Genomic DNA, 22,877 nt, shown 5'->3' with positions numbered 1-22,877 from the left:
ATAGTTTAGTTTATTCGCTTCGAAGGCTATTCACCGGGTTAGCCGTAGCCACCTGGTAAATTTGTGTAATAATAGTCATTAATGCGATCAATAACATGCCTGCGAAGCTGATCAGCAATATATCAACCCCGATCGATATCCGGTTGGCAAATATGTTTAAAAAAAAGAAACCCAACAGGTATCCTACAGGTAAAGCAATGCAACCGGCAATGAACAACAGCTTCAGGAAACTTTTGCTCAATAATGACATGATCGTAGCCACGGTGGCGCCCATCACTTTACGAATGCCAATCTCTTTACGGCGGGTTTCAGTGGTATAGATCACCATGCCCAGCAACCCGAGCGCGGAGATCGTGATCGTAATAAAGGTCAGGAAGCCCAGCATGCCTACGGTGCCGGCGGCACTATGGCGCGCTCTCCATTCGTCATCCATCCAGCGGCCCTCGAAAGGTTGAGCAGGATATTGTTTTTTCCAGGTGCTTTCTACCGTTGTCAGGAAGGTGGCCGGCAGGGAAGTAGCGGTGCTTACGATAAGATAATTGTAAGCGCCCGGCTTATTGCGTAATACCAGTGGGATGTACGGAGCGTCCATACCACGGTGAAAGAAATTTTGCAGAACACCGGCTACCTGAACCTGCACACTGTCGTCGATCAGGATCACCTTGCCAATGGCCTCCTGCGGAGAACCGATATGCAGCGGTTGCAGCGCACGCTCATTCAATAACACGTATTGTTCGGCCCGGCTGCTGTCGCCCTGCAGCGGGAAGGTAGTGCCGGCCAGTAAAGGCAGGTTCATAGTAGATAAGATAGTTGCATCGGCATAATAATAATCCATGCCAATATGTTCTGCACCGGGTTTGCTTTTTACGAGCGTGCTACCAGTAGCATCTTTGCCGGGAATAGTGGAAATAGCCGATACACCGGTTACACCACTCAGTTGCTCCAGCTCATGCTTCAACACCTCTTGACCATTCGCATTAACAGGAATGGTAATAACATGGTTTTTCCGGAATCCCGGGTCGGCATTGGCCATATAATCGAACTGACGGAAGAAGGTGAGCGTAAAAATAGTAGCTACCAGGGAGAGCGTGAACTGCACTACGATCAATCCCTTCCGGAAATTATTGCCGAGAAACAGTTTTACGGTCGACAAATTCTTCAACACTTCTACCGGCTTGAAAGACGATAATGCCCAGGCTGGCAATGCTCCTGCCAGCAGGCCTGCAAAGAGTGCAAACACGAAGAACCACAACAACATACTGCCATCGGGCCTGAGATCATCGGTCGATATCAGCTCATGACTGAATGACTGACCGGTGATGATGTTCAGCATAACCCATCCCAGTATCAATGCAAGGAAGGTGGTAATGAGTGATTCTATGATGAACTGCGTGAATACCTGCGAGCGTACAGCGCCGGCTACTTTGCGCACACCCACTTCCTTGCCGCGCTTCAGCGAGCGGGCAACCGAAAGATTGGTATAATTGAAACAGGCTGAAAGCAGGATCACAAAAGCGATCAATATTTCAGCCAGTACCTTCCCGCGGGAACCGGTATTACCCAATGGAGATTGCATCTCTTTGCTCAGAATGATCTTATTGAAAGGTTGTACAGTAAAAGAGAAATGCTCTTTACCCGACAGTGTGGAGTGCTTCAGCAATTCATCGGAAATATTGCGCACGGCATGGGCCAGTTGCCGTTGGTTCACTTGCGGTTTCAGCAACAGGTAAGTATAAGCACTGGTGAGGTCATTCCATTGCTGCAGGTTGGCGGCCAGTTTGCCGGCCTTTTCCAACTGGGCAACGGTGCTCATAGACATATAAGCGTCGCGGTCCAGGTGCGACTTACCTGCGGGCGTATTGAGTACGCCGGTCACCCGGAAGTCGCCCAGGTTGGCAAGCGTGATCACCTGGCCCATAGCATCAGCCTGTCCGAAAAACTTTTCTGCCAGTTGCTTACTGAGCACGATGCTATTAGGAGCTGTCAGTGCGGTGTGGCTATTGCCCGATTGCAGCGTATAACCAAATAACTTAAAAAAATCACCGTCTGCAAATGCCGGATGTACGGGCAGATCCTTCACGCCACTTTGTGCATTCCCATTCCAGGGATAGATGCGCACATAACTTTCTACAAGGTTGAAATCGGTGTTCAGCTTATCCACCAGTGGCAGCGGCGATCCGGCAAAGGTGAAGTTATTCCCTTGCTTGTTGGTCACGTCGGTAATGATGCGGTACATCCTGTCCGGCTGCGGGTGAAACTTGTCGTAACCCAGTTGGTCCTTCACACGGATGATCACCAACAGGCACACCGCCATGCTCAGGCCCAGGCCAAAGATGTTGATGAAGGAAAAAGTCTTATTCCTCACCAGGTTGCGGATCGCTATTTTAATATAGTTCCTGATCATGCGGTTTTTGGTCTTGGCTCAACGATTTAATCTAAAAGGCTCCCATAACGGCTGTTTGTTGCATATGGGAAAATTTTCATGGCTACACTTTCCCATTCATGGCTATGCTTTCCCTTGCCTTTGGAGGCCTGCCGGTAGTATGGCAAACACATGCCAGAACATAGTAGCATGATTAGCAGCCTGCTACGGGGCATTGAGCATACGAAGTAGTTCGTTTCCGATACAAAAACTGTCCGCTTTTGATACAGGTTGAGGAGGTTGATAAGTTAACAAGTTAAAAAGTTGATAGGGGAGGCATGACGGGTAATAAGTATAGTCAGGCCGCTCAAAGCGGCCAGACTGAAAAACAGGTTGCAAAGCTAAAGGGGTATTCCTCCTAATCAACCTGTCAACTTATTAACCTTTCAACCTAAATATTCACATTAATCCCTTGATTAAGCATTTATTAAGCGTTTTCTTAAGGTCGCAGGCTTTTATTTGTGACATTATTAAACGATCAATACAAGCTTGTCTATGATGAGATTAATCTCCTTGCTCTCCCTTGCCCTTTTTATCTGTCAATGCAGCATCGCACAAAACCCTTTTATTACGAGTATCTACACCGCCGACCCTTCGGCACACGTCTGGTCCGACGGCCGCCTGTATGTATACCCTTCCCATGACATCGATCCGGCCCGCGGCTGCGACCTGATGGACAGATACCATGTGTACTCGACCAACGATATGGTCAACTGGCGCGACGAAGGCGAGATCCTCAATGCCAGCCAGGTATCCTGGGGGCGCAAAGAAGGCGGCTTCATGTGGGCGCCCGATTGTGCCTACAAGAACGGCACTTATTACTTTTATTTCCCGCATCCCAGCGGCACAGAGTGGAATAAGACCTGGAAGATCGGCGTGGCCACCAGTAAAAAGCCGGCCAGCGACTTCACGCCGGGCGGTTTCATTGAAGGGCTGAGTGGCAATGCCATGATCGACCCCAGTGTGTTCATCGATACCGATGGCAAAGCCTATTTCTATTACGGCGGTGGCAGCAAGTGCCAGGGTGGAAGGCTAAAAGATAATATGACGGAGATCGATGGCGCCATGCAAAACATGGAAGGGCTCGTCGATTTTCACGAAGCCGCCTGGGTATTCAAAAGAAAGGGCGTTTACTACCTTACCTATGCCGACAATACACCCGGTCAAAACCAGTTGCGGTATGCTACCAGCTCCAGTCCTTTGGGACCTTGGACGCACCACGGCGTATTCCTGGGCAAAACGGGTTGCGATACCAACCACGGCTCTGTTGTTGAGTATAAAGGAAAATGGTATATGTTCTATCATAACCAGTCCCTTTCCAATACAGGTAAAGGAAACCTGAGATCGATCTGTGTAGATGAGCTGCACTTCGATGCCGACGGCTCCATTCAACTGGTGGAGCAAACAAAAACAGGCGTACCTGCTATCACCAATAAAAAAGCTGCTGTACCCAATGGCACGAAGTACGAAGCGGAAAGTGCTGTTACTGGTGGCACAGCTTCTGTTGCCAATGGCGCTACTGCTTCCGGTGGCAAGTATATCTCTAATCTGAAAACAGCCGATGCTTACATTGAATTTGCCAATGTGAACGGCGGTAAAAAGGGTGGTCGTGCAACCATCAATATCCAGCATGCCGGCGCTGCCTATGGCCGGGTAAAATTGCTGGTCAATGGCGTTGATTACTCTTTGCTGAACCTGCTATCCACCGGCAACGCAACAGCATTTACAGGTCGCGCCTCGCTGACGGTAAAACTCAACGCCGGCAAAAGCAATACCATCCGCCTGGTAGGAGTGAATAGCGATGTGCAGGTAGATTATGTAAACGTAAATATGCTCGATTAAGTTACGAATTAGTCTGGCCGCTTTGAGCGGCCTGACTAATCGCTTTCATTTCCGCAGCGTCTTCCTGAAGGAGACGCTGCGGATCTTATTTTATAAGTTTACCTGCTTCCCACTCGCTGCCGACTTGTAAATAGCTTCCACAAGCCGTATATCACGTAGTCCCTCTTCACCAGGCACAGGCATTGGCTTGCCCTGCATGATAGTGAGCGCGTCATCATCCATTTGTTTTGCCTGCTGAAAAGGCACCTGGTAAGGATGGTTGATCTCACCAAGAGGACTGCTGGCTTTTTGCCCGTTATAAGCAGAATAGGGATTTACTTTGATGATGCCCTTTTCGCAGGTCACATCGAGGAAGTTGATATTCTCCCCAAAGCTCGTTTTGATGTCGGCAATTACGCCACCGGGAAATTCCAGTTTGGCAACGACTGTTTCGTCAAGACCGTTCTTGTATATCTCAGGTCGGGTAGTAGAAGTGGTAGCCGATAAGATGGCAATCGGCTCCATCGCTGTGCCGAGGCGGGCTCCCTGTATGGCGTATACGCCCATATCATACAATACGCCGCCGCCCATTTCTTTTTTCTGCTTCCAGTGGTCGGTGCGGTTGTCGCGATAGGCGGCAGCACAATTCACCTGTTTCACTTTACCCAATTGTTTCTGTTGAACGATCTTGCGCCACTCCGTGGTGTTCGGCTCATGTTGCATCCGGTACCCGATGGCGAGCGACCGCTTGTTCTTACGGCAGGCGTCGATCATCTCCTGGCACTCATTCGCAGTGATTGCCATGGGCTTCTCGCACCATACGTGTTTGCCGGCATTCGCCGCCCTTATTACATACTCCTTGTGCATCGAAGGAGGCAGCACTACATACACCACGTCGATGTCGGGGTTGTTGGCAATGCTGTCGAATGTCTGGTAATTGTAAATGTTCTTGTCCGGAATATTATACTTCTTCTTCCATGCCTCCGCTTTGGCAGGCGTACCGGTAACGATCCCTGCGAGGTAGCAATTTTTCGTTTGCTGCAGGGCAGGTGCCAGCAGGTCGGTACTGTAATAACCGAGGCCAACAAGCGCAATACCGAGCTTGTCTTTCTTTTGCTGCTGTGCGGAAAATAAACTGTTGGGCGATAAAAGAATGATACCACTGCCCGTGACAATGGTTTTGATAGCATTTCTGCGCGATTGTGATGCCATAGCAATCAGGTTTAAAATAGTGAGCAATCTGTGTTTGGGAAATTCCTATTCTAAATATAGCTCATTTTGAAATGCTGATCGCATGGCTTGAGTGCTGATCACACGGATTGAAACAGATTGAACAAAATTAAAACCTGATTACGTGGAAGAGATTACACGAATTATTTTTAGATTCAGGACGTGTCACATAACTCATATGCTTTTTCACTCGCTCGCCTTTCCGCCGTCAATGGCGGGATGAGGCTATTTTGGGGCCTCCGGCCCCATCGAAGCAATCGGGTTTTCGCTCTGCGAGGCTTGCAGCCTCGCATCACTATTCCAGGGCCTTTGGCCCTCCGCACCAACAAAGCAGGAACTACTTTGTCTTCCTGCTCCGAAACCTGTTCTGTCATAACAGAGGCTCGTAGCTCGTCACTCGCAACTCGAAGCTGTTCTTCTTCCAATCTCCGATACTTCTCCATCGTCCTTTCATAACACGCTCTATTCATGGCTTTGTGTTGCCGTTTCCTTTCTTCTTCTTCCGGGTCGATAAATTTAGGCTTGCCGTTTTTATCCTTTCGCTTCAGCATTCGTTGTATAGATTCATCACTATATTTCCTCCGCTTCCTGATTTTCTTTGGCTTTGGTTGGAAGATAGGATTATCAGGGTCAATGAGCTTTCGTTGTTCCCAGCACTCGACATAACATTGCCACAACAATTGCTTTACTTCATCATCAGTATAGGGATTGTCTTGTAGTAAGATGAGCGCTTCACCCGTGAAAGAGCGATACATCCAGAATTGCCGCCAGCCGGGTGGGAGAGCATTGTAGACGGTTGCACCGATCTTTGATGCACGCGCCAGGAGATTGGCATGCACCATTGTTCGCCTGAATTCGGGACTTGTTTTTACACGCTTGCCGGTGAGGGTGCTTTTCTTACGGGCGTAATACTCGCCGCATAATTCGTAGAAAACGAGGTCATCGATTGTCTTGACGAGCGGATAGCAGATACCGCCAATTTGTTTCATGGGAACTGGATTTTATATACCTGAATTTACGAAAAACCTGAATCTTGCAGAAAAGTTTTTTGAACGAAAGTCAATACTGGCGTGGTTTGGCTCGTTTGGCGCATATTGGCCTATCCGGTAGTCAGGCCGCTCCAAGCGGCCAGACCAATCAGGATTGTTTGATTTTCGTCAAATGGCTAAGGGTTTGCGTTTTAGTAAAGTGCGCCTTTAGGTGGGGGTATGTATGGAGTATCCATACATCATCCATTAAGTATCCCGGGAGGAGACTCTTTTCAAGTGATATCGGCGACAGTCGGTTAGTCTGGCCACCTGAGCGGCCTGACTGCATAAAAAGTGCTTGTGCTTTCAGGGTAAACAGGTTTATACGAAAAAACGGGCGCGCCGCACCCGGCACACCCGCTTTGATCCACGCAAGGACAATTTATTGTATCTCCACCAGATAAGTGGCACAACGCCAGATACCGGTGTACTCCTTTCCGTGGTGTTCGCCTTTCTCTTCATCAGTTCTGGAAACTTCGATCATGTACTTGCCTTTCCATTCAGGAACAAATTCAGCCATACCGCTGCTGTTTCCTTTAAGTTCTTTCGTCCAGCCTTTGGGAGAAAACACGGTAATATTGATTTTCTCCGAGGGAGCATTCTTAAAAAACGCTTGCAGACTTACCGGTTGGTTGAGCTTCGCCTGCTGCAAAGAGAATTTCAAGGGATTTGAATTGGCTTCTGTCGATAACACTTTCGCAGCGCCTACTGTTACAAAGGCGCTGGTGTTGAACTGGTACAGAGTGGTTTTGCCAAGGTCCTTGGCACTATGGCTGATCAATAAAGTATACTGACCATCCTTGTCAGGCGTAAAGCTGGCGGTATAATAGCTTTCTCCTGCTGTTGCTGACAGCTTTGTTTTTTGTCCATCGGGCGCTACCAGCCACAACGTGAAGTCTTTTACATCCGAATACCAGTCCTTTACTTTTTCAGGTGAAAACTCGGCATACTCTCCGTAAAATACTTTCACTTCCTGCGCCTGTCCTTTGCGGCCGGTGGCATTGGTTTCTATCCACAATGCATGCGCAAATATTTCACAGGAGATGAACAGAAACAGAATACTTACCAGGATATTTTTCATGATGTTCTTTTTATTGATGATGAGAAGATGTTTCTAAAAAGAGGGGGAGGCAGGAATGCATCCCCCTTCAAGGAGTAGATAACCAATGCTACTTTTTATAGGATAGTTTACAGGTTAATGGATAATAAGATTTCGTCTACTTGGCAGGCACCCACTGGATGGCAGTAATGATACCGCCATCGATCTCTGTACCGCGGGTGGCAGTGGCTGTAGTTGCATTGATCTTGTATACGGCGCTCTTGTTGTCTTTGGTGGTGATGCCCATATAAGAAATACCATTTCCTGCAGAGTAGTTGGTCATGGAGAATCTGCTTACAGTAGCTACATCGGGCAAACCGGTAACCCATTGGAATGTTTTATTGGCAGGGTTGACGATGGCCAGCCTGTTGGCAGTCTGCCACTGACTTTTCTGATCTTTGTGGTTAAGGGCCACTACCATGTTGCCATTGCCTGCATGCACCCAGCCATTGATATAGTAACCGCCGGAAGCTGTTTCCACATCATACAGGTAAGTTTGATCAAACTCCGTGGTGCCGGCTTTGATGCGGGTAATGGAAGAAGGCTTGGTAGAATTGAAGAACTGTGTCGTTCCTGTTTTGCCTATTGTGTTGGCAGGTGAGAAGGCATATACGTCACCATTTTCTACTACTGCCAGACCGTTCACAAAATACAGACCGATGGAGCTGGTGCGGTTGTCTTTGATCACCTTTTCCAATGTCATACTGGGGTAGGAATAAACAGCGATCCATGCACTGTCGGGATAGCTGGTAGTCCATCCGCCATCAGTTGTTGCCTTGATGCTGAAATAAGGAGCAAATACTTTGTTGCCTACCGCCTGCAGCCAGCTGAAGTGGGCCAGTTCTCCGTTGTTGGTGAACTCTAATGCGTTGAATTGCCCTTCTTTGTTGATGATGAGGTTTTCGGTTCCTACCTGGTACCAACGTCCGATTGGGCTGGTGTACGTTCTGGCAGCTTTTACCATCAGGATGTCATTACCTACAGGACCAAAAGCATGTACACTCTCTGACTGGAAGTTGGAGAGTTTTTTGAGTTTGCCTTGTGCGTCGAGGTCGTATATAGTCACGGCGCCGGGATTACCTTGTCCATACAGCATACTGAAGAATTTAGTACCGGAAACTGTGTAATACCGGTAGGTGCCATCCTGTTCCAGTCCATTGCCGGCCAGGGAGAGTTTACCGCTGTCCAGCGTTGATGCAGTCAGCAGGTAATCAGCTACGCCGGTGCTGGCGATAGGGCTCACCGCTACTACAAACCTTCCTTTAGCAGGATTATTCGGATCGGGTTCACTCGAATTATTATCTTTTGTACAGGCCGCAAATGCTGCTAAGCACGCGAGTGCCAGTGCGGCATAGTTTACTCTTTTCATTGTGTGGGTTTGATTTATGTATGTATTTATTTGGCAAAGAAGTAACGGAGCTTTCCATAGAAAGCCCTGCCTGGTTTTTGCAGGCTGAAGTTGTCATAAAGCTGATCGTTGGTAATATTCTTACACTCCAGCCCGATATTGTACCGGCCGTTTTTGAGCGTATAGATCACGTTCACATCATGCGCCAGCTGTTGAGGAATACCATATTTATCGCCGCTGGAGCCAAGGCTGGGCCAGTAGAGATAGAAAGCATGCACATACAACAGGTTGTAACCGATGCTTAAATTATTGCCCTGTTGCAGCACATTCTTGAAGTAAACAGCTGCGTCTGCATTGCCAAACAGGAAAGGCAGGTTGGGCATGCGGTCATTGTAAACCGGGCTAACGCCTGTGTAGCCGGGCTCATACTTGCGTTTGTTGATAATGTTTTGGTAGGTCACATTCACACCGGCAGATAACCAGCTTTTATACGAATACCTTACCTCACTTTCAAAACCGGCATTGTTGACGCCGGCGAGGTTGTCGGCCACCAGCATAGACTGGTTGTTGTTCAACCGGAAGTAGATAAAGTCGGTAGCTCTTCTGTAAATACCACTGGCCGATAAGGCAAAGCGATGGTGCTCTTTCAACTTGAAGGAATACTGTACACCAAGGTTTATGTTATCGCTTCTTTCGGGCCTCAAAAAGAAGTTGCTTTCCTGGTTGATGAGGTCACCAAACATCTCTTCGTTCTCCGGCAGGCGGTTGCTTCTTTCATAAGAAGCTTTCAACTGAAAGGACGGCGTAATAAAATAGCTGGAAGCAATGCCATAGCCCATCTTGCTGATATTGTTTTTTTGATCCTTATAGGCAACATCGCCATATGTGCCAGAGGGGTTGTAGGAAACACGGGTAAAGGCATTTTGGGAAAGGTATTTACCAAACGCCATCACACTCCATTTTTCGTTGTAGTCGAATTTATAGCTGAAGCCCAGTATGTTCTTGTTGGTGCGTTGAGGCTGTTGGTATTTAGCTTCATCAGGAAACAGAGGATCATCACCTTTCCGGTCAAAAGAGCTATACACATTGTTCAAGGCTAATGAATGATGATCGTTGAGCTTGTAGGCAAAAGTGGCGGTGGCCAGTCCGATATGGTTGCGGAACTTGTACATAGTCCTGGAGCGTTCTGATCCGGGGCCATCATATTGCTTGTAATTGCCAAACCAGTCATAGCGTCTGAAGGAAGTATCGATGTTTTGTTCACTGCCCAGGTTGTAATTGGCATTCACGGTAACATCGAGCCCCTTCACGATAAAGTTTTGTTTCAGGTATTTCAGAGAAGGCATTACGATAGAACCTTCACGCTTCCATGCTCCGAAGACAGAGGTCATCCGTGCCCCTGTTTGTATCTCTTTTTCATTCTTGCCGAGTGTAATACCCACGAGGAACCTATCGGCCCAGGGCTTGTTCACAAAACCGATATTGGTAACGAACGTTTCATTGTGATACCGGTCATGAAAGCGGCGCACCGTAGTGTTGGGATAATACTTCCCGGTGTTGATATCCGCCACATCCAGCGTCACCTTGTAATTGTTGTCGGAGTAATTCTGAAAAGCATTCACCTGCAGGGTAAATCCCTTTTTAGTAGTGAAAGCGGCATTCACAGAAGAGCGGTGCGTATTGAAGGAACCGAAAGAATAAGAAGCATCAACAAAGTTTCTTTGCTTATTGCCGGTGATGATATTGACGGCGCCACCAAGTGCATCCGATCCCAACCAAATGGGTACGACACCCTTGTATACTTCCACTCGTTCGGCAAAGTTGATAGGGATATTATTGATCTGGAAAGAAGATCCGAAGTTATCCATTGGCACCCCATCGAGGAAGAACCTTACCTGGTTGCCGGAGAAACCATTCAGCGAAAAGTTGAAGCTGGAACCTACGCCACCTGTCTCCCGCACCCGCACGCCGGAAACCCGGTCGAGCGTATGAGAAAGATCGAGCGTGGAGTTGTGCAGCTGTTTGGCATCGATGGCAGTGACATTGTAAGCCTGCCTGTTGGCCAGCTGCGTGGCGGTACGGCCGATAACGGATACTGTTTCCAGTGTATTGTCTACCGAAGCTGCTTCAAGATTTAGTGTTGTGGTCTTACCAGCCTGTATGGTTACTTTCTTCTCGAATGGTTTTATCCCTACTGCGGTGATAGCGAGCACGGCAGAACCTGCAGGGACATTGTTGATAGTGAAGTCGCCTTTTTCATCGGCAGTAACACCCAGGCTGGTGCCTTTTACAACGATGGTAGCATGAGGAACAGGAGCGCCTGAAGAGAACTGAATACGACCGGAAATACTTCCCTGGGGAGCATTGTTTTGGGCTGCAAGTATGCCATAGCACAGGCATACAAAAGCCGTTAACAATATTTTTTTATATTGCATACGCTTTTTAGTTGTACAAGATTGAAGAGCTCCACTTTCGTGGATGAGCCGTACAGTTGGCGCTGTGCTGCTCCTTTTTTATTAGTCAGTAAGGTTTGGTAATGTTATATCATGATTCCTGCATCATATCTTTTTTTACGTGAACAATAGGTTTGGTAGTGTTGGTTGTTTTAAGGGCGGCAGATGCCTGCTTACTTTTTCCTTTGCCTTTCTTTTTCTTCTTGCCCCACCAGATGATAAAGCCGGTGATGGGCAGACTGGCGCCTATCAGCGCTGCAAAGAAGGCCATTATTTTGCCGGGCAGTCCAAGGATAGCGCCCACGTGAATATCATAGTTCATCCGCCTGATCTTGGCGCCGGTAGACGCCTCTTCAAAGTTGGTATCGTATAGCTTGTTGAGCCCCGGCAACGCTGCACCAGTATGCTGATCGAAGGCAAAGCTCCTGTTGTTGTAGTACTTGCCAACAGTAGGGTAGATCGTGATAGATAAAGCGGAAGCAGGTTGAGCTGTATCAGCAAAAGAGTAATAAAAACCTTTTGCTTCGGGGTGTGCAGTGATCACTTTATTCCACGCCACATCCATCACCTGCTGCGGTGTATAGAACTTGCCAACCTGTAACGAATCGGAGGTGCTTCTTTTATAGTCAGGAAGTGTTTGACCACCCGACGTAACCCAATACAGTCCTTTGCTGTACCATTCCAGGCCATATACCATGCCGGTCAGCGCGATGGCGCTCAATACGAGCAGTGAATAAAAGCCGAGCACGTTGTGTAGGTCGTAGTTCACACGCTTGAAAGAAGCCTTCCATTTTATTTTGAAGCTCTGATCGCGCGTAGCCTTCGTCCATTTCTTAGGCCACCACAACACCATGCCTGTGATAAGAATGATCACAAAAGTGAGCGTGCCGTAGTTCACTATAGGTCGGCCGATCTTGTAAGGCAGCCACAGGAAGCGGTGTCCGTTGAGTATAAAGCGAAAGAAATCCGTTTCCCCTTCTTTCCTTTCTACTTTGCTGATCACTTCACCTGTATAAGGGTTCACACGGAGTATGGTATTGCCACTTCTGCCCCGGCCAAGAGCAAGGGTAATAGCCCGTCCCTGCTGATAAGTGGCGTAATTAGGTTTCTTCTTATGGTCAATGGAATCCGCAATGTGCATGAGTACTGAAGGCGCGATCACAGGTTTATTCTGTGCGGCTATTTTCGTTTCAGGCTCCAGCATGCCGGTGATCTCTTCCTGGAATACCCATATACAGGCAGTGAGACATACGACGACCATAATGATACCCGAAACCAGTCCCAGCCACAGGTGAAACCACGCTGATATTCTATAAAACAAGCTGCGATTGCTGCTTTTCTTCTTTTTCGGAGTGTTGCCGGCAGGTTGCTTCATAAACAGTCGTCTTTGAAAATTTTTGCAAATGTAGACTCCTCTTCCTACGGCCGTTTGCTATATCAGGAAACTGTACTTACGAAATGAGTAATTGACTTTTTCATGACAGAATGGAGGGGGAATGATGACATAAGCAGAAATCAGTTGTATATTTCGGTTAGTAACATAACAAGAAAGCCGGGCATCTAAGGCCCGGCTTTCTTATTTAGCGATACATTTTCTGTTACTCGCTCCTCAAATTCCTGATCGGATTGGTAAGCGCTTTAATGATAGTTTGTATAGCGACGATCAATGTGATCAGTGCTGCAAGTACGGCAGCCACCGTAATGAACGGCACCCAGTTGATATGAATGCGGTATACGAAATTGTCCAGCCAGTTCTCCAAAGCGAGGTAAGCCAGCGGCCAGGCAATGAGATTAGCCAGCAAGATCATCCATGCAAATTCTTTCAGGAACAATAAAATGATCTGCATCCCCGAAGCCCCCAATACCTTACGGATACCCACCTCCTTCATGCGGCGCGTAATACTGAGCGTCACGATCCCCAAAACGCCCAGTAACACGATCACGAGCGCCAGCAGGGTAGCGGTCTGTGCTGCTTTCTTCAATTGTATTTCCGATCGGTACATGAAGCCAAGCGTATCATCCATAAACTTGTAATCGAATGGTGCACCGGGCAACACGGTAGCCCACTTGCTTTCCAGTGCTGATAATGTTTGTGAAAGATTACCCGGCTTTACCCTAAAAGAAAGATAGCGGTAGGCAAGGGTATTTTTTATATGGTTGATGAAAAGCGGGCGAATAACGGCATGTTTACTATCAAAATGAAAGTCTTTGATCACGCCAGTGATGGTGAATGCTTGTGGATTACCTTCCACTCTTATCAATTGTCCAAGAGCAGCAGAAGGGACTTGCCAACCCATAGCTTTGGCTCCTGTTTCGTTGATCACCAAAGTGGTAGTATCTTTCTCGAGGAACTTTCCGGCCACCATCTGCATGCCATACGTAGCAGCATATTGATCATCCGTAGCTAATCCGGTGAAAATAACTGCCCGGCTTGAATCTTCGCCCTGCTTAAATAACCGGCCACCGCCACCACTCATGCCGTCCGGTATTTCAAACGATACGGTAGCACCAGTCACAAATGGCAGGCTGGCCATTTCATTGCGTACCGTTTCCATATGCCGCACACCCTCAACGGTCCAGTCGCGCGGAACGGTGGCCGTGATCACCTGTTCCTTATCATAACCCAGGCTGCTGTTGAACGAGTAAGTGATCTGTTTATCGATAACGATAGCCCCTACAAACACGACGATAGCGGTGGTAAACTGGAGCGCAATAAGAGAACGGCGGAAGACCACTTTCTCTTTGATCGTTTTTAGCTTGCCTTTGAGGGAGTCAACAGAAGGTTGAAGAGACAGCACGAAGGCCGGATAAAGCCCCGCCAGGGCGCCTATCACCAACGCCATCAGCACAGGCACGGCGATGAATGGTGCAGGCAACGCTGTGAGCGATGGCAATGACCTGCCCAGCATCTTACCGGCAAATGGTATGGCCCACTGGTATATAGCAAGAGCCAGTACTACGCTCAGGGTGGCCATCACAATCGATTCGATCAGGAATTGCCCGATAAGTTGTTGTCGCGTGCCGCCCATTACCTTGCGTACACCGATCTCCTTGAGCCTTGTGGTAGCATTGCCAATGCTGATATTGATAAAGTTGATAACAGCCATCACCAGGATAAAGAGCGCCACAAATGATAAGGTATACACCATCCGCCGGGCGAGGCCATTGTTCAGTTGCAGATAATATTCATTCAGCGGGATCAGATTTACTTGCAGGTTGTTGACTACATCAGCTTGCGTATTCAACTTCAGTAGTTGCCGGATAGGCTGCTGCAGGTCGGCTGTCCGTACGCCTTTCTTTAGTTTTATGTAATTGATGATATAGGCGTTTTGCCATGCCTGGAAGCCATCATAGCGCCCAAAGAAACGAAGACTTTCTACCGGCAGAAAGATCTCGTTGCGCGTATTGGTAAAGTTGGTTACCGTATTGTAGGGCATGTCTTTCAACACGCCAGTGATGATGAAATCCTGTTTGCCTCCACCAGCAAAAGATTGCAGCGTGAGCGTTTCACCCATCACATCGGTACGGCCAAAATATTTGCGTGCTTTTCCTTCCGTGATCACGACGGAGTTAGGGTTGTTGAGCGCTGTACGTGCATCACCCTGCAGCAGCGGGAAGCCGATCATAGTAAGGAAGCTTGCATCGCCGGGCTGCAACCCTTCCCTGAAATACTTATTGCCTTTAGACACGATAGAGCTGATGCCGTCATGATGATAGTAATCTTCCACCAGGTCCGGAAAGCTTTCTTTAAGCGCTTTGGCCAGTGGGGCAGGAGAGGTAATGTTCATTCCCATTTCAGGTTTCGCCCATTTGCTCTCCAGCATGAACACCCGGTCATTGTCCGGGACAGCATCGTTCACACGCAGTTCCCCCCAAACATAAGTACCGATCAGCAACACAAAGGACATCCCTGCCGAAAGGCCAAGGATATTGATAAAGGAGAAAGTCTTGTGTTTCACAATATTTCTCCACGCCAGCAGAATGAAGTTCTTAAACACAGCTTATTATTTTAATGTTTTTATTCACTCCTCAAACTCTTCACCGGGCTATCCGTCACAGCACGGGCCGCCTGCAGCACGATGGTAAACAGCGCAATGAGCAACGCCAGCACACCTGCCACAACAAATATCCACCAGCCAATGTGAATACGGTAAGCAAAGTCCTGCAACCACTGGTACATGACGTACCAACCCACAGGAACGGCCAACACCAGCGCCACGAGGATCAGTTTCATAAAGTCTTTGGACAGCAGTACCAAAATACTTTGAACCGAAGCGCCCAGCACTTTGCGGATGCCGATCTCTTTGGTACGTTGTATCACATTATAAGCAGATAATCCCAACAACCCAAAACAGGCAATAAGGATAGCGAGGAAGGCGAAGATGCCAAACACTTTGCCAAAGAGAATATCCGACTTATACTGCTCGCTGAAGGTATCATCGAGGAAGGTATAATTGAAGGGGTCATTGGGGAAAAACTTATCCCAGTTCCCTTTGATCGCCGCAATCGTTGCCGGTAGGTTGGCTGCTTCCACTTTAATGGAATAGCAGTTACGGGTGCCGGGCCTGAACCGGAACAACATCGGCTCGATGGCTTTTTGTAAACCCTGCTGATGGAAATCGGCGAGTACGCCTACCACCGTATTGGTATCCCGGCCACTGTTGATCCGCTTGCCGATCGCAGCTTCAGCGTTAGCAAAGCCCAGTATTTTGAGCGCCTTTTCATTCAGCATCACATTCTTTCTTTCTGTGCCAAAGTCGTTGGCAAAGTTCCTGCCCGCTACCAGTTTCATACCAAACAGCGGAAGGAAATCTGCATCGATGCCGAGGTTATACAGCGTATTGGCAGCTTCGGCGCTGGCTTCCACCCGCTTGTGCGTATTGGTCCAGTAGATCTCCTGGCCCATTACATTGGAAGAGGCGGCCATCTGCTTCACGCCACTGAGCTGTACAAGACTGGTCTTGAAAGGCTGGATCGTGTTGTTGTATACAGAGTCCGATACCGACCGGGCGCCTTCCAAAACCATCGTCTGGTCTATGTTGGCGCCCAGCTTCTGATCACGCATAAAACTCACCTGTTGGTACACGATGATGGTTCCGGCGATCAATACCACCGAAGTAGTGAACTGTACCACGATAAGCCCTTTACGTAACAACAACCCACTGGTAGAGTTCTTGAACATGCCTTTGAGTACAGTAATAGGTTGGAAACCGGAAAGCACAAAAGCGGGGTACATGCCCGATAATAAAGTACCACCTATAAACAGGATGGCAAAAAGCTGCCAGTAATAAGGCGTTAAGGAAATATTGGTAGAAGGATGACCTGTAAAATGATCGAAAGGATTCAATAGCACATAGAAGATGCCAACGGAAAGCAGCAAGGCTATTATATTGATAAGAAAGCTTTCAGTAAGGAACTGTCTGATGAGGTCAAACCGTAAAGCGCCCAGCACTTTGCGCACACCCACTTCCCGTGCCCGTTCCACCGAGCGGGCAGTAGCCAGGTTGATGTAATTGATCCAGGCAATGCCGATAATGAATATCGCTACGAGGAATAAGAAACCTACAGCCTGCCCATTGCCATTCACCTCTGCTTCCTGGTTGAAGTTGGAATACAGGTGAATGTCCTTCATGGGCATCATATGGATCTCCGTCTTGAAGTTGTTCTTTTTGGCCCACTCGAGGCTGTTCATATATTTGTCGCTGAAGGCAGGCAGTTTGGCCGCCAGCTTATTGACATCCGTTCCGGGCTTCAGTTGTATATAAGCGTAAAAGTCATACCATCCCCAGGCTGTTTCCGCTGCATTACTGCTGTCACCCCCTTCGAGCAGCAATTTCTTGAACGTATCATACGATACCAGGTATTTGATGTCGAGGTGCGAATTGGATGGGTAATCTTTGAACACCCCGCTTATTTCATAGCCCTTTAACTGACCACCATCGCGCACCTTTATCTGTTTGCCCAGCGCATCTTTAGTACCAAAGTATTTATTGGCCATGCTTTGGGAAATGATCAACTTATCGGGACCTGTGAGCGCGGTAGAGGGGTTACCCTGTACAAGCGGGATGTTGAACATGGACATGGTCGACTGGTCTGCAAAGTAGCCCTTCGTTTCATAGAATTTCGCCTGCGTAGCCTCATTCACCATGAGGCATTCTGCATCGATAAGCCGGCAGAAATCCTGTACTTCCGGAAAGTCCTTTTTCATGGTAGGAGCAATGGCCGGGTATACTGTGGCCGACTTCCACCGCAGATCACCACCTTTATAACTATCTATCCGCAGACGCACAATGTCATTACCCTGTTTATGAAAATCATCATAACTCCTTTCATACGATACATAATGAAAGATGAGCAGGCAACAGGTCATACCAATAGTAAGCCCTGCAATATTGAGAAACGTATTGCCTCGGCGCTTGCCAAGGTTACGGATCGCGATCTTTATGTAATTGGTTATCATGATCGGTGTTTTATTAGTTGGTATTATTCGTTGCGCAAACTATTAATGGGATTCTCCGTTACGGCACGGGCAGCCTGTAGCACGATGGTAAACAAGGCAATGATCAATGCGAGCATCCCTGCTACTGCAAATATCCACCAGCCGATATCGATCCGGTAAGCGAAGTCCTGGAGCCAGTGATGCATGATATACCAGCTCACCGGTGTCGCCAATACCAGTGCTATCACGATCAGCTTCATAAAGTCTTTCGACAACAATACCAGGATGCTTTGAGCAGAGGCGCCCAGCACTTTGCGGATGCCGATCTCTTTGGTGCGTTGTATTACATTATACGCCGACAGTCCCAGCAAGCCAAAGCAGGCTATCAGGATGGCAAGGAAAGAAAAGATGCCGAACACCTTTCCAAAAAGAATATCTGCTTTGTACTGCGTGGCAAAAGTCTCATCGAGGAATGTGTAACTGAATGGGTCATCCGGGAAATAAACATCCCACCTGCCTTTTATGGCTGCAATAGTAGCTGGCAGGTTCTTGGTTCCTAACTTGATGGAATAATAATTTCTGCTATCTGGTGAATACCGGTAGAGCATAGGCTCGATGGGCTTTTGCAATCCCTGCTGGTGATAATCGGCCAATACACCTACGATGGTAACGGTGTCCCAGCCATTCATTATCTTCTGGCCAATAGCGGCTTCAGCGTTGGGGAAGCCCATAGCAGCAAGGGCCCTTTCATTCAGCAATCCATGCTGCCCCTCGGCGGCATACGTATTGTCGAAATTTCTGCCGGTTACCAGCTTCATATCGAACTGGGGTATAAAATCCTGGTCTATTCCCACACTGAACAAGGTATTACCTGTTTCTTCGCCTGCACCAACTCGTTTAAAAGTATTGGTCCAGTATACCTCCTGTCCCATAACACTGGACGAAGCAGTCAGCCCTTTTACACCGGTTTGCTGTAATACGGCTGTTTTAAAGGGCTGAAATACTTTAGTATAATTTGCCTGAGTTGGCATGGCGGCTCCTTCCAGCACCAGTGTTTGTTCGATATTGGCGCCGAGCTTTTGTTCGCGCATGAAATTTACCTGACGGTACACGACGATAGTGCCCGCTATCAGCACTACGGAAGTCGTGAATTGCAATACGATCAACCCTTTGCGTAAGACCAGGCCGCTGATGGAGTTTTTAAAGACCCCTTTCAATGCTTTGATCGGTTGAAAACCGGAAAGGACGAATGCGGGGTACATGCCCGATATTAAAGTGCCTCCTGTAAACAAGATGATAAAGAGCTGCCAGTAGTAGGGAGATAAAGAAATATTGGTCGATGGGTGTCCTGTAAACAGATCGAACGGCGCAAGCAGCGTAAAGAAAAAGGTCAGCGAAAGACCGAGCGCTACAAGGTTGATCAAGAAGCTTTCCGTTACAAATTGACCGATGAGATCGATCCGTAATGCCCCCAATACTTTTCGTACACCCACTTCGCGTGCGCGTTCTGCCGAACGTGCCGTGGCAAGATTGATGTAATTGATCCACGCAATACCGATAATGAAAATGGCTACGAGGAAGAGAAACCCTACAGCCTGACCGTTGCCGTTCACTTCTGCTTCCTGGTTGAAATTCGACTGCAGATGAATGTCCTGCAAAGGCATAGTATGTATCTCCGTTTTGAAATGATGCTTTTTTGCCCGTTCTGTATTGTTTATATAACGATCGCTGAATGCTGGTATTTTGGCTTCAAATTGGGCTCTGTCGGTGCCGGGCTTTAGTTGTACATAAGTGTAGTAAGCATACCATCCCCAGCCTGTTTCAGTGGCATTGGTAGTATCCCCATAATTGTAAGTGTATATCTTCTTGAAGGCATCATACGATGCGAGGTATTTGATATCCAGATGCGAATTGGCCGGGTAATCTTTGAACACGCCCGAGATCACATAGTTTTGAAAAATATTCTCATAACGTATTTTCAAGCTTTGCCCCATGGCATCCTGCTTGCCAAAGTATCTATTGGCCATGCTTTGCGAAATGATCATTTTGTCGGGCCCGGTAAGTGCATTGGCAGGATTACCCTGTAACAACTGTATGTTGAATAGCTGCAGGGTTGCCTGGTCTGCAAAATAACCCTTCGTCTCTCTGAATTTCGCTTGCGTAGCTTTATTGGTGACGATGAAATCAGCATCAACGAGCCGGCAAAAACTTTCTACCTCCGGAAAGTCTTTTTTCATGGTAGGACCGATCGCCGGAAATACGGTGGCTGATTTCCAGCGCAGTTCGCCAGCTTTATAACTGTCGAGCCGCAGGCGCACGATGTCATTACCCTTTGGGTGAAAATCGTCATAACTTCTTTCGTACGATACGTAATGAAAGATCAGCAGGCAACAGGTCATACCGATGGTAAGCCCCGCAATATTCAGGAGCGTATTCCCCCGGCGTTTGAGCAGGTTACGGAGAGCGATCTTTATATAGTTCGTTATCATGATCAGGGTTTTGTTACTTGGTTCTTTTACTTCGATAGCAGATTTCTCACTCCACCGTAATCGAGTATTTTTTGAAGTCCCAAATGGCTACGTTCGAAATGACATCCTGATTACTCACTACGTAAACTTTTCACAGGGTTCGCACGCGCTGTACGGATACAATGATAGCCGATGGTCAATACAGCGATGATCAGTGTAACCACTGTCGACAGCACAAAAACTTTCCAACTGATATCGATCTTGTACGTGAACTCCTGTAACCATTTGTTGGCAGCATACCAGGCAATGGGCCAGGCGATAAGATTGCCCGCCAATACCAGCAGTACAAAATCTTTAGACAGTAGGGTCAGCAGGTTGCTCATGCTGGCGCCAATTACTTTGCGGATGCCGATCTCTTTGGTACGCACTTCGGAGGCGTGGGCCGTTAAGCCAAACAAACCAAGACAGGATATGATGACGGCCAATATCGAAAACACATTCAGTATGGTGCTCATATTGTTTTCCTTCTTGTACAAGCCGGAAATTTTATCATCGAGGAATCCATAGCTGAACATCGTATTAGGTGATATGGCCTTCACTTTTTTCTCGAGAAAGCTAATCAATGAAGCTGTATTGGTGGCTTTGGTCTTAATGAGTAGGTTGCCTGTCCATTGAGGCTTGTATTGCAATACCAATGGTTCTATCTGGTGATGCAGGGAGGCGAAGTGGAAGTCTTTCATCACACCGACCACTTTTCCCTGTATGTCCATGGTGTTGTTTACCACTGCGGCGCCTACAGGCTCTTTTAGTCCCAGCAGCGCGGCTGCTTTTTCATTCACAATAAAGTTCGAGGAATCGTTGAAGGCGCTGGAGAAATTGCGTCCTGCTTTCAGCTTGATGCCCATTACATCGAGGTAGTGTTCATCCACCCGCATTACCTGCACGGAGGAGTACTGTTTATTGGGATCGGGATTGATGGGTGTAACTGACTCTACGCTAAGCCCATCGCCAATTACATTGGAGGCCTTACCTACTGCCAGTACATCCGGGTTTTGCATCAATTGTTGTTCCAGTACCTCGGGGTGCTTTACCGCCTGCTCCTGGAAGTTGCCATACAGTCTGGCTACAATTACATTGTTACGATCGAAGCCCAGTTCTTTATCATGGAATAATTGCATTTGTTGATAGATCAGTACGGTGGAGATGATCAGTAATCCTGATACCACAAACTGGAATACGACGAGGCCCTTGCGAACATAAGAAGCAGAAGAGCGTGGAAGCCGGTTACTTTTCAGGGAGGATGCAGCATCGAACCGTGTGATGAACAACGCCGGGAACAATCCGGACAGCAGCCCTACAAAAAGCACCATACCGGTAATGATGAGCAGGTTGGCAGGTTTTAATAATTCCCAGAGTGCCACATCCCTGCCGGTAATATTGTTGTAAAAGGGGAGAGCTATCTGATAAAGTCCTATGGCCGCCAGCGCGCCCAGGCACGTAAGTATGAATGCTTCGCCCATGAATTGAAGCACCAGCGTGCTTTTGCCGGCGCCCAGTATTTTACGGATGCCTACCTCTTTTATTCTTTTAAGAGCTTGCGTGGTGAATAGGTTGATGAAGTTCACACAGGCGATCAGCAAGATCAATACTTCCACGCCTATAAATATATAGATATAGGTCATGTTGCTGTTGGCGCCCACTTCCTGTATCAGGTTCGATGTAAGGTGTATATCTGTGATGGGCTGGAAGCGCCACTTCTCTGCTTCTGGTTTGATCTCTTCAGGAGTGCCCCATGCAGCATAATACTTCATGTAAAAGTCCTTCAGCTTTCTGTCTGCTTTTGCCTGGTCCTGTGGCTCTTTAAAAGCTACATACGTCCAGCCAAACATCCATCCGCGGTTGTTGTACCAGTCAGGTGGAATTTGTTTATACCAGGATGCCATAGAGGCGAGGTAATCGAATTCCAGGTGACTGTTTCCCGTCAGGTCTTCAATTACTCCCTTTACCCACATTTCTTCTTTATCACTGAATACGAGTTTTTGGTTCAGGGGGTCTTTGTTACCGAAGTATTTTTTTGCCATGCTGCGGGTGATCACTATGGCATTGGGCTCACTCAGGGCTCGTACAGGGTTGCCTGCAACACCCTTCAGATCAAATACATCCATTACAGAAGAGTCAGCATAATAACCCCTGCTTTCTCCCTGTATTTCGGGGCTGGCGCTTACTACCTGCGTGCCCCGGCTGGCAAAGCGTACTATGCCTTGTATCTCCGGGAAATACTTTTGCAACTCACCAGCGAGGGGAGGAGAGCTCTTGGCCCACTCGGTATTGACGACCCTGTACAGGCGATTGTGTTTAGGGAAGTTCTTTTCATAGCTCAACTCTTCTTTGATGTGAAGCGTGAGCAAAAGTCCACAGGATATGCCAATGGCAAGTCCAAACAAGTTGAACAAGCTGTACGTCTTTTGACGGAACAGGTTGCGCCAGGCGGTTTTGAAATAGTTTTTGAACATGTCTTGTTATTTTGATATGTTACTATTTGTCGCAAGCAGATTTCTCACTGCGCCAT

12 protein-coding genes are annotated in these 22,877 nt (G+C 47.8%); 1 reads left to right on the top strand and 11 read right to left on the bottom strand.

Annotated elements, in window-relative coordinates; genetic code table 11:
* Positions 1-10: 10 nt before the first annotated feature.
* A complete protein-coding gene (locus tag AC5JBY_RS22315; protein WP_495906874.1) occupies positions 11-2,404 on the bottom strand; it encodes an ABC transporter permease in 2,394 nt (797 codons plus the stop codon).
* 513 nt (positions 2,405-2,917) lie between these two features.
* Here AC5JBY_RS22315 and AC5JBY_RS22310 point away from each other — a divergent pair.
* A complete protein-coding gene (locus AC5JBY_RS22310) occupies positions 2,918-4,264 on the top strand; it encodes a family 43 glycosylhydrolase (RefSeq protein ID WP_495906873.1) in 1,347 nt (448 codons plus the stop codon).
* 90 nt (positions 4,265-4,354) lie between these two features.
* Here the strand turns inward: AC5JBY_RS22310 and AC5JBY_RS22305 are convergent, their stop codons facing one another.
* From AC5JBY_RS22305 to AC5JBY_RS22260, 10 genes are all read right to left on the bottom strand, one after another.
* Positions 4,355-5,455 (bottom strand): Gfo/Idh/MocA family protein, encoded by a 1,101-nt coding sequence (locus AC5JBY_RS22305; RefSeq protein ID WP_495906872.1) that lies wholly within the window; start codon positions 5,453-5,455, stop codon positions 4,355-4,357.
* 173 nt (positions 5,456-5,628) lie between these two features.
* Positions 5,629-6,462, bottom strand: a complete 834-nt coding sequence (locus AC5JBY_RS22300) for a hypothetical protein (protein ID WP_495906871.1) — start codon at positions 6,460-6,462, stop codon at positions 5,629-5,631.
* Positions 6,463-6,883: 421 nt separating this feature from the next.
* Positions 6,884-7,582 (bottom strand): DUF4198 domain-containing protein, encoded by a 699-nt coding sequence (locus AC5JBY_RS22295; RefSeq protein WP_495906870.1) that lies wholly within the window; start codon positions 7,580-7,582, stop codon positions 6,884-6,886.
* A gap of 136 nt (positions 7,583-7,718) precedes the next feature.
* Entirely contained in the window at positions 7,719-8,969 is a 1,251-nt protein-coding gene (locus AC5JBY_RS22290; RefSeq protein WP_495906869.1) for a DUF4374 domain-containing protein, read from the bottom strand.
* A 26-nt stretch (positions 8,970-8,995) separates the two neighbouring features.
* Positions 8,996-11,383 (bottom strand): TonB-dependent receptor, encoded by a 2,388-nt coding sequence (locus AC5JBY_RS22285; protein WP_495906868.1) that lies wholly within the window; start codon positions 11,381-11,383, stop codon positions 8,996-8,998.
* Positions 11,384-11,492: 109 nt separating this feature from the next.
* Positions 11,493-12,776 carry a PepSY-associated TM helix domain-containing protein gene (locus AC5JBY_RS22280; protein WP_495906867.1) on the bottom strand — a complete coding sequence of 428 codons (1,284 nt, stop codon included), beginning with the start codon at positions 12,774-12,776 and terminating at the stop codon, positions 11,493-11,495.
* 223 nt (positions 12,777-12,999) lie between these two features.
* On the bottom strand, positions 13,000-15,399 hold the full coding sequence (locus AC5JBY_RS22275) for an ABC transporter permease (protein ID WP_495906866.1): 2,400 nt from the start codon (positions 15,397-15,399) through the stop codon (positions 13,000-13,002).
* Positions 15,400-15,419: 20 nt separating this feature from the next.
* The gene (locus AC5JBY_RS22270) at positions 15,420-17,861 is read right to left on the bottom strand and encodes an ABC transporter permease (RefSeq protein WP_495906865.1); all 2,442 of its coding nucleotides are present in this window, start codon (positions 17,859-17,861) and stop codon (positions 15,420-15,422) included.
* Between the two features lie 23 nt (positions 17,862-17,884).
* Positions 17,885-20,329: an ABC transporter permease gene (locus AC5JBY_RS22265; RefSeq protein WP_495906864.1), complete on the bottom strand. Its 2,445-nt coding sequence runs from the start codon at positions 20,327-20,329 to the stop codon at positions 17,885-17,887.
* Positions 20,330-20,439: 110 nt separating this feature from the next.
* Entirely contained in the window at positions 20,440-22,821 is a 2,382-nt protein-coding gene (locus AC5JBY_RS22260) for an ABC transporter permease (protein WP_495906863.1), read from the bottom strand.
* Between the last annotated feature and the right edge of the window lie 56 nt (positions 22,822-22,877).

The sequence above is a fragment of the Paraflavitalea sp. genome (assembly GCF_059502485.1).
Note: the sequence above shows the minus strand (reverse complement) of the source record. Positions and strands in the feature narration are given on the sequence as shown.

Excerpts from the sequence above, each read along its gene's own strand:
- AC5JBY_RS22315 (WP_495906874.1), bottom strand. The coding sequence starts at position 2,404 with ATGATCAGGAACTATATTAAAATAGCGATCCGCAACCTGGTGAGGAAT.
- AC5JBY_RS22310 (WP_495906873.1), top strand. The coding sequence starts at position 2,918 with ATGATGAGATTAATCTCCTTGCTCTCCCTTGCCCTTTTTATCTGTCAA.
- AC5JBY_RS22305 (WP_495906872.1), bottom strand. The coding sequence starts at position 5,455 with ATGGCATCACAATCGCGCAGAAATGCTATCAAAACCATTGTCACGGGC.
- AC5JBY_RS22300 (WP_495906871.1), bottom strand. The coding sequence starts at position 6,462 with ATGAAACAAATTGGCGGTATCTGCTATCCGCTCGTCAAGACAATCGAT.
- AC5JBY_RS22295 (WP_495906870.1), bottom strand. The coding sequence starts at position 7,582 with ATGAAAAATATCCTGGTAAGTATTCTGTTTCTGTTCATCTCCTGTGAA.
- AC5JBY_RS22290 (WP_495906869.1), bottom strand. The coding sequence starts at position 8,969 with ATGAAAAGAGTAAACTATGCCGCACTGGCACTCGCGTGCTTAGCAGCA.
- AC5JBY_RS22285 (WP_495906868.1), bottom strand. The coding sequence starts at position 11,383 with ATGCAATATAAAAAAATATTGTTAACGGCTTTTGTATGCCTGTGCTAT.
- AC5JBY_RS22280 (WP_495906867.1), bottom strand. The coding sequence starts at position 12,776 with ATGAAGCAACCTGCCGGCAACACTCCGAAAAAGAAGAAAAGCAGCAAT.
- AC5JBY_RS22270 (WP_495906865.1), bottom strand. The coding sequence starts at position 17,861 with ATGATAACCAATTACATAAAGATCGCGATCCGTAACCTTGGCAAGCGC.
- AC5JBY_RS22265 (WP_495906864.1), bottom strand. The coding sequence starts at position 20,329 with ATGATAACGAACTATATAAAGATCGCTCTCCGTAACCTGCTCAAACGC.
- AC5JBY_RS22260 (WP_495906863.1), bottom strand. The coding sequence starts at position 22,821 with ATGTTCAAAAACTATTTCAAAACCGCCTGGCGCAACCTGTTCCGTCAA.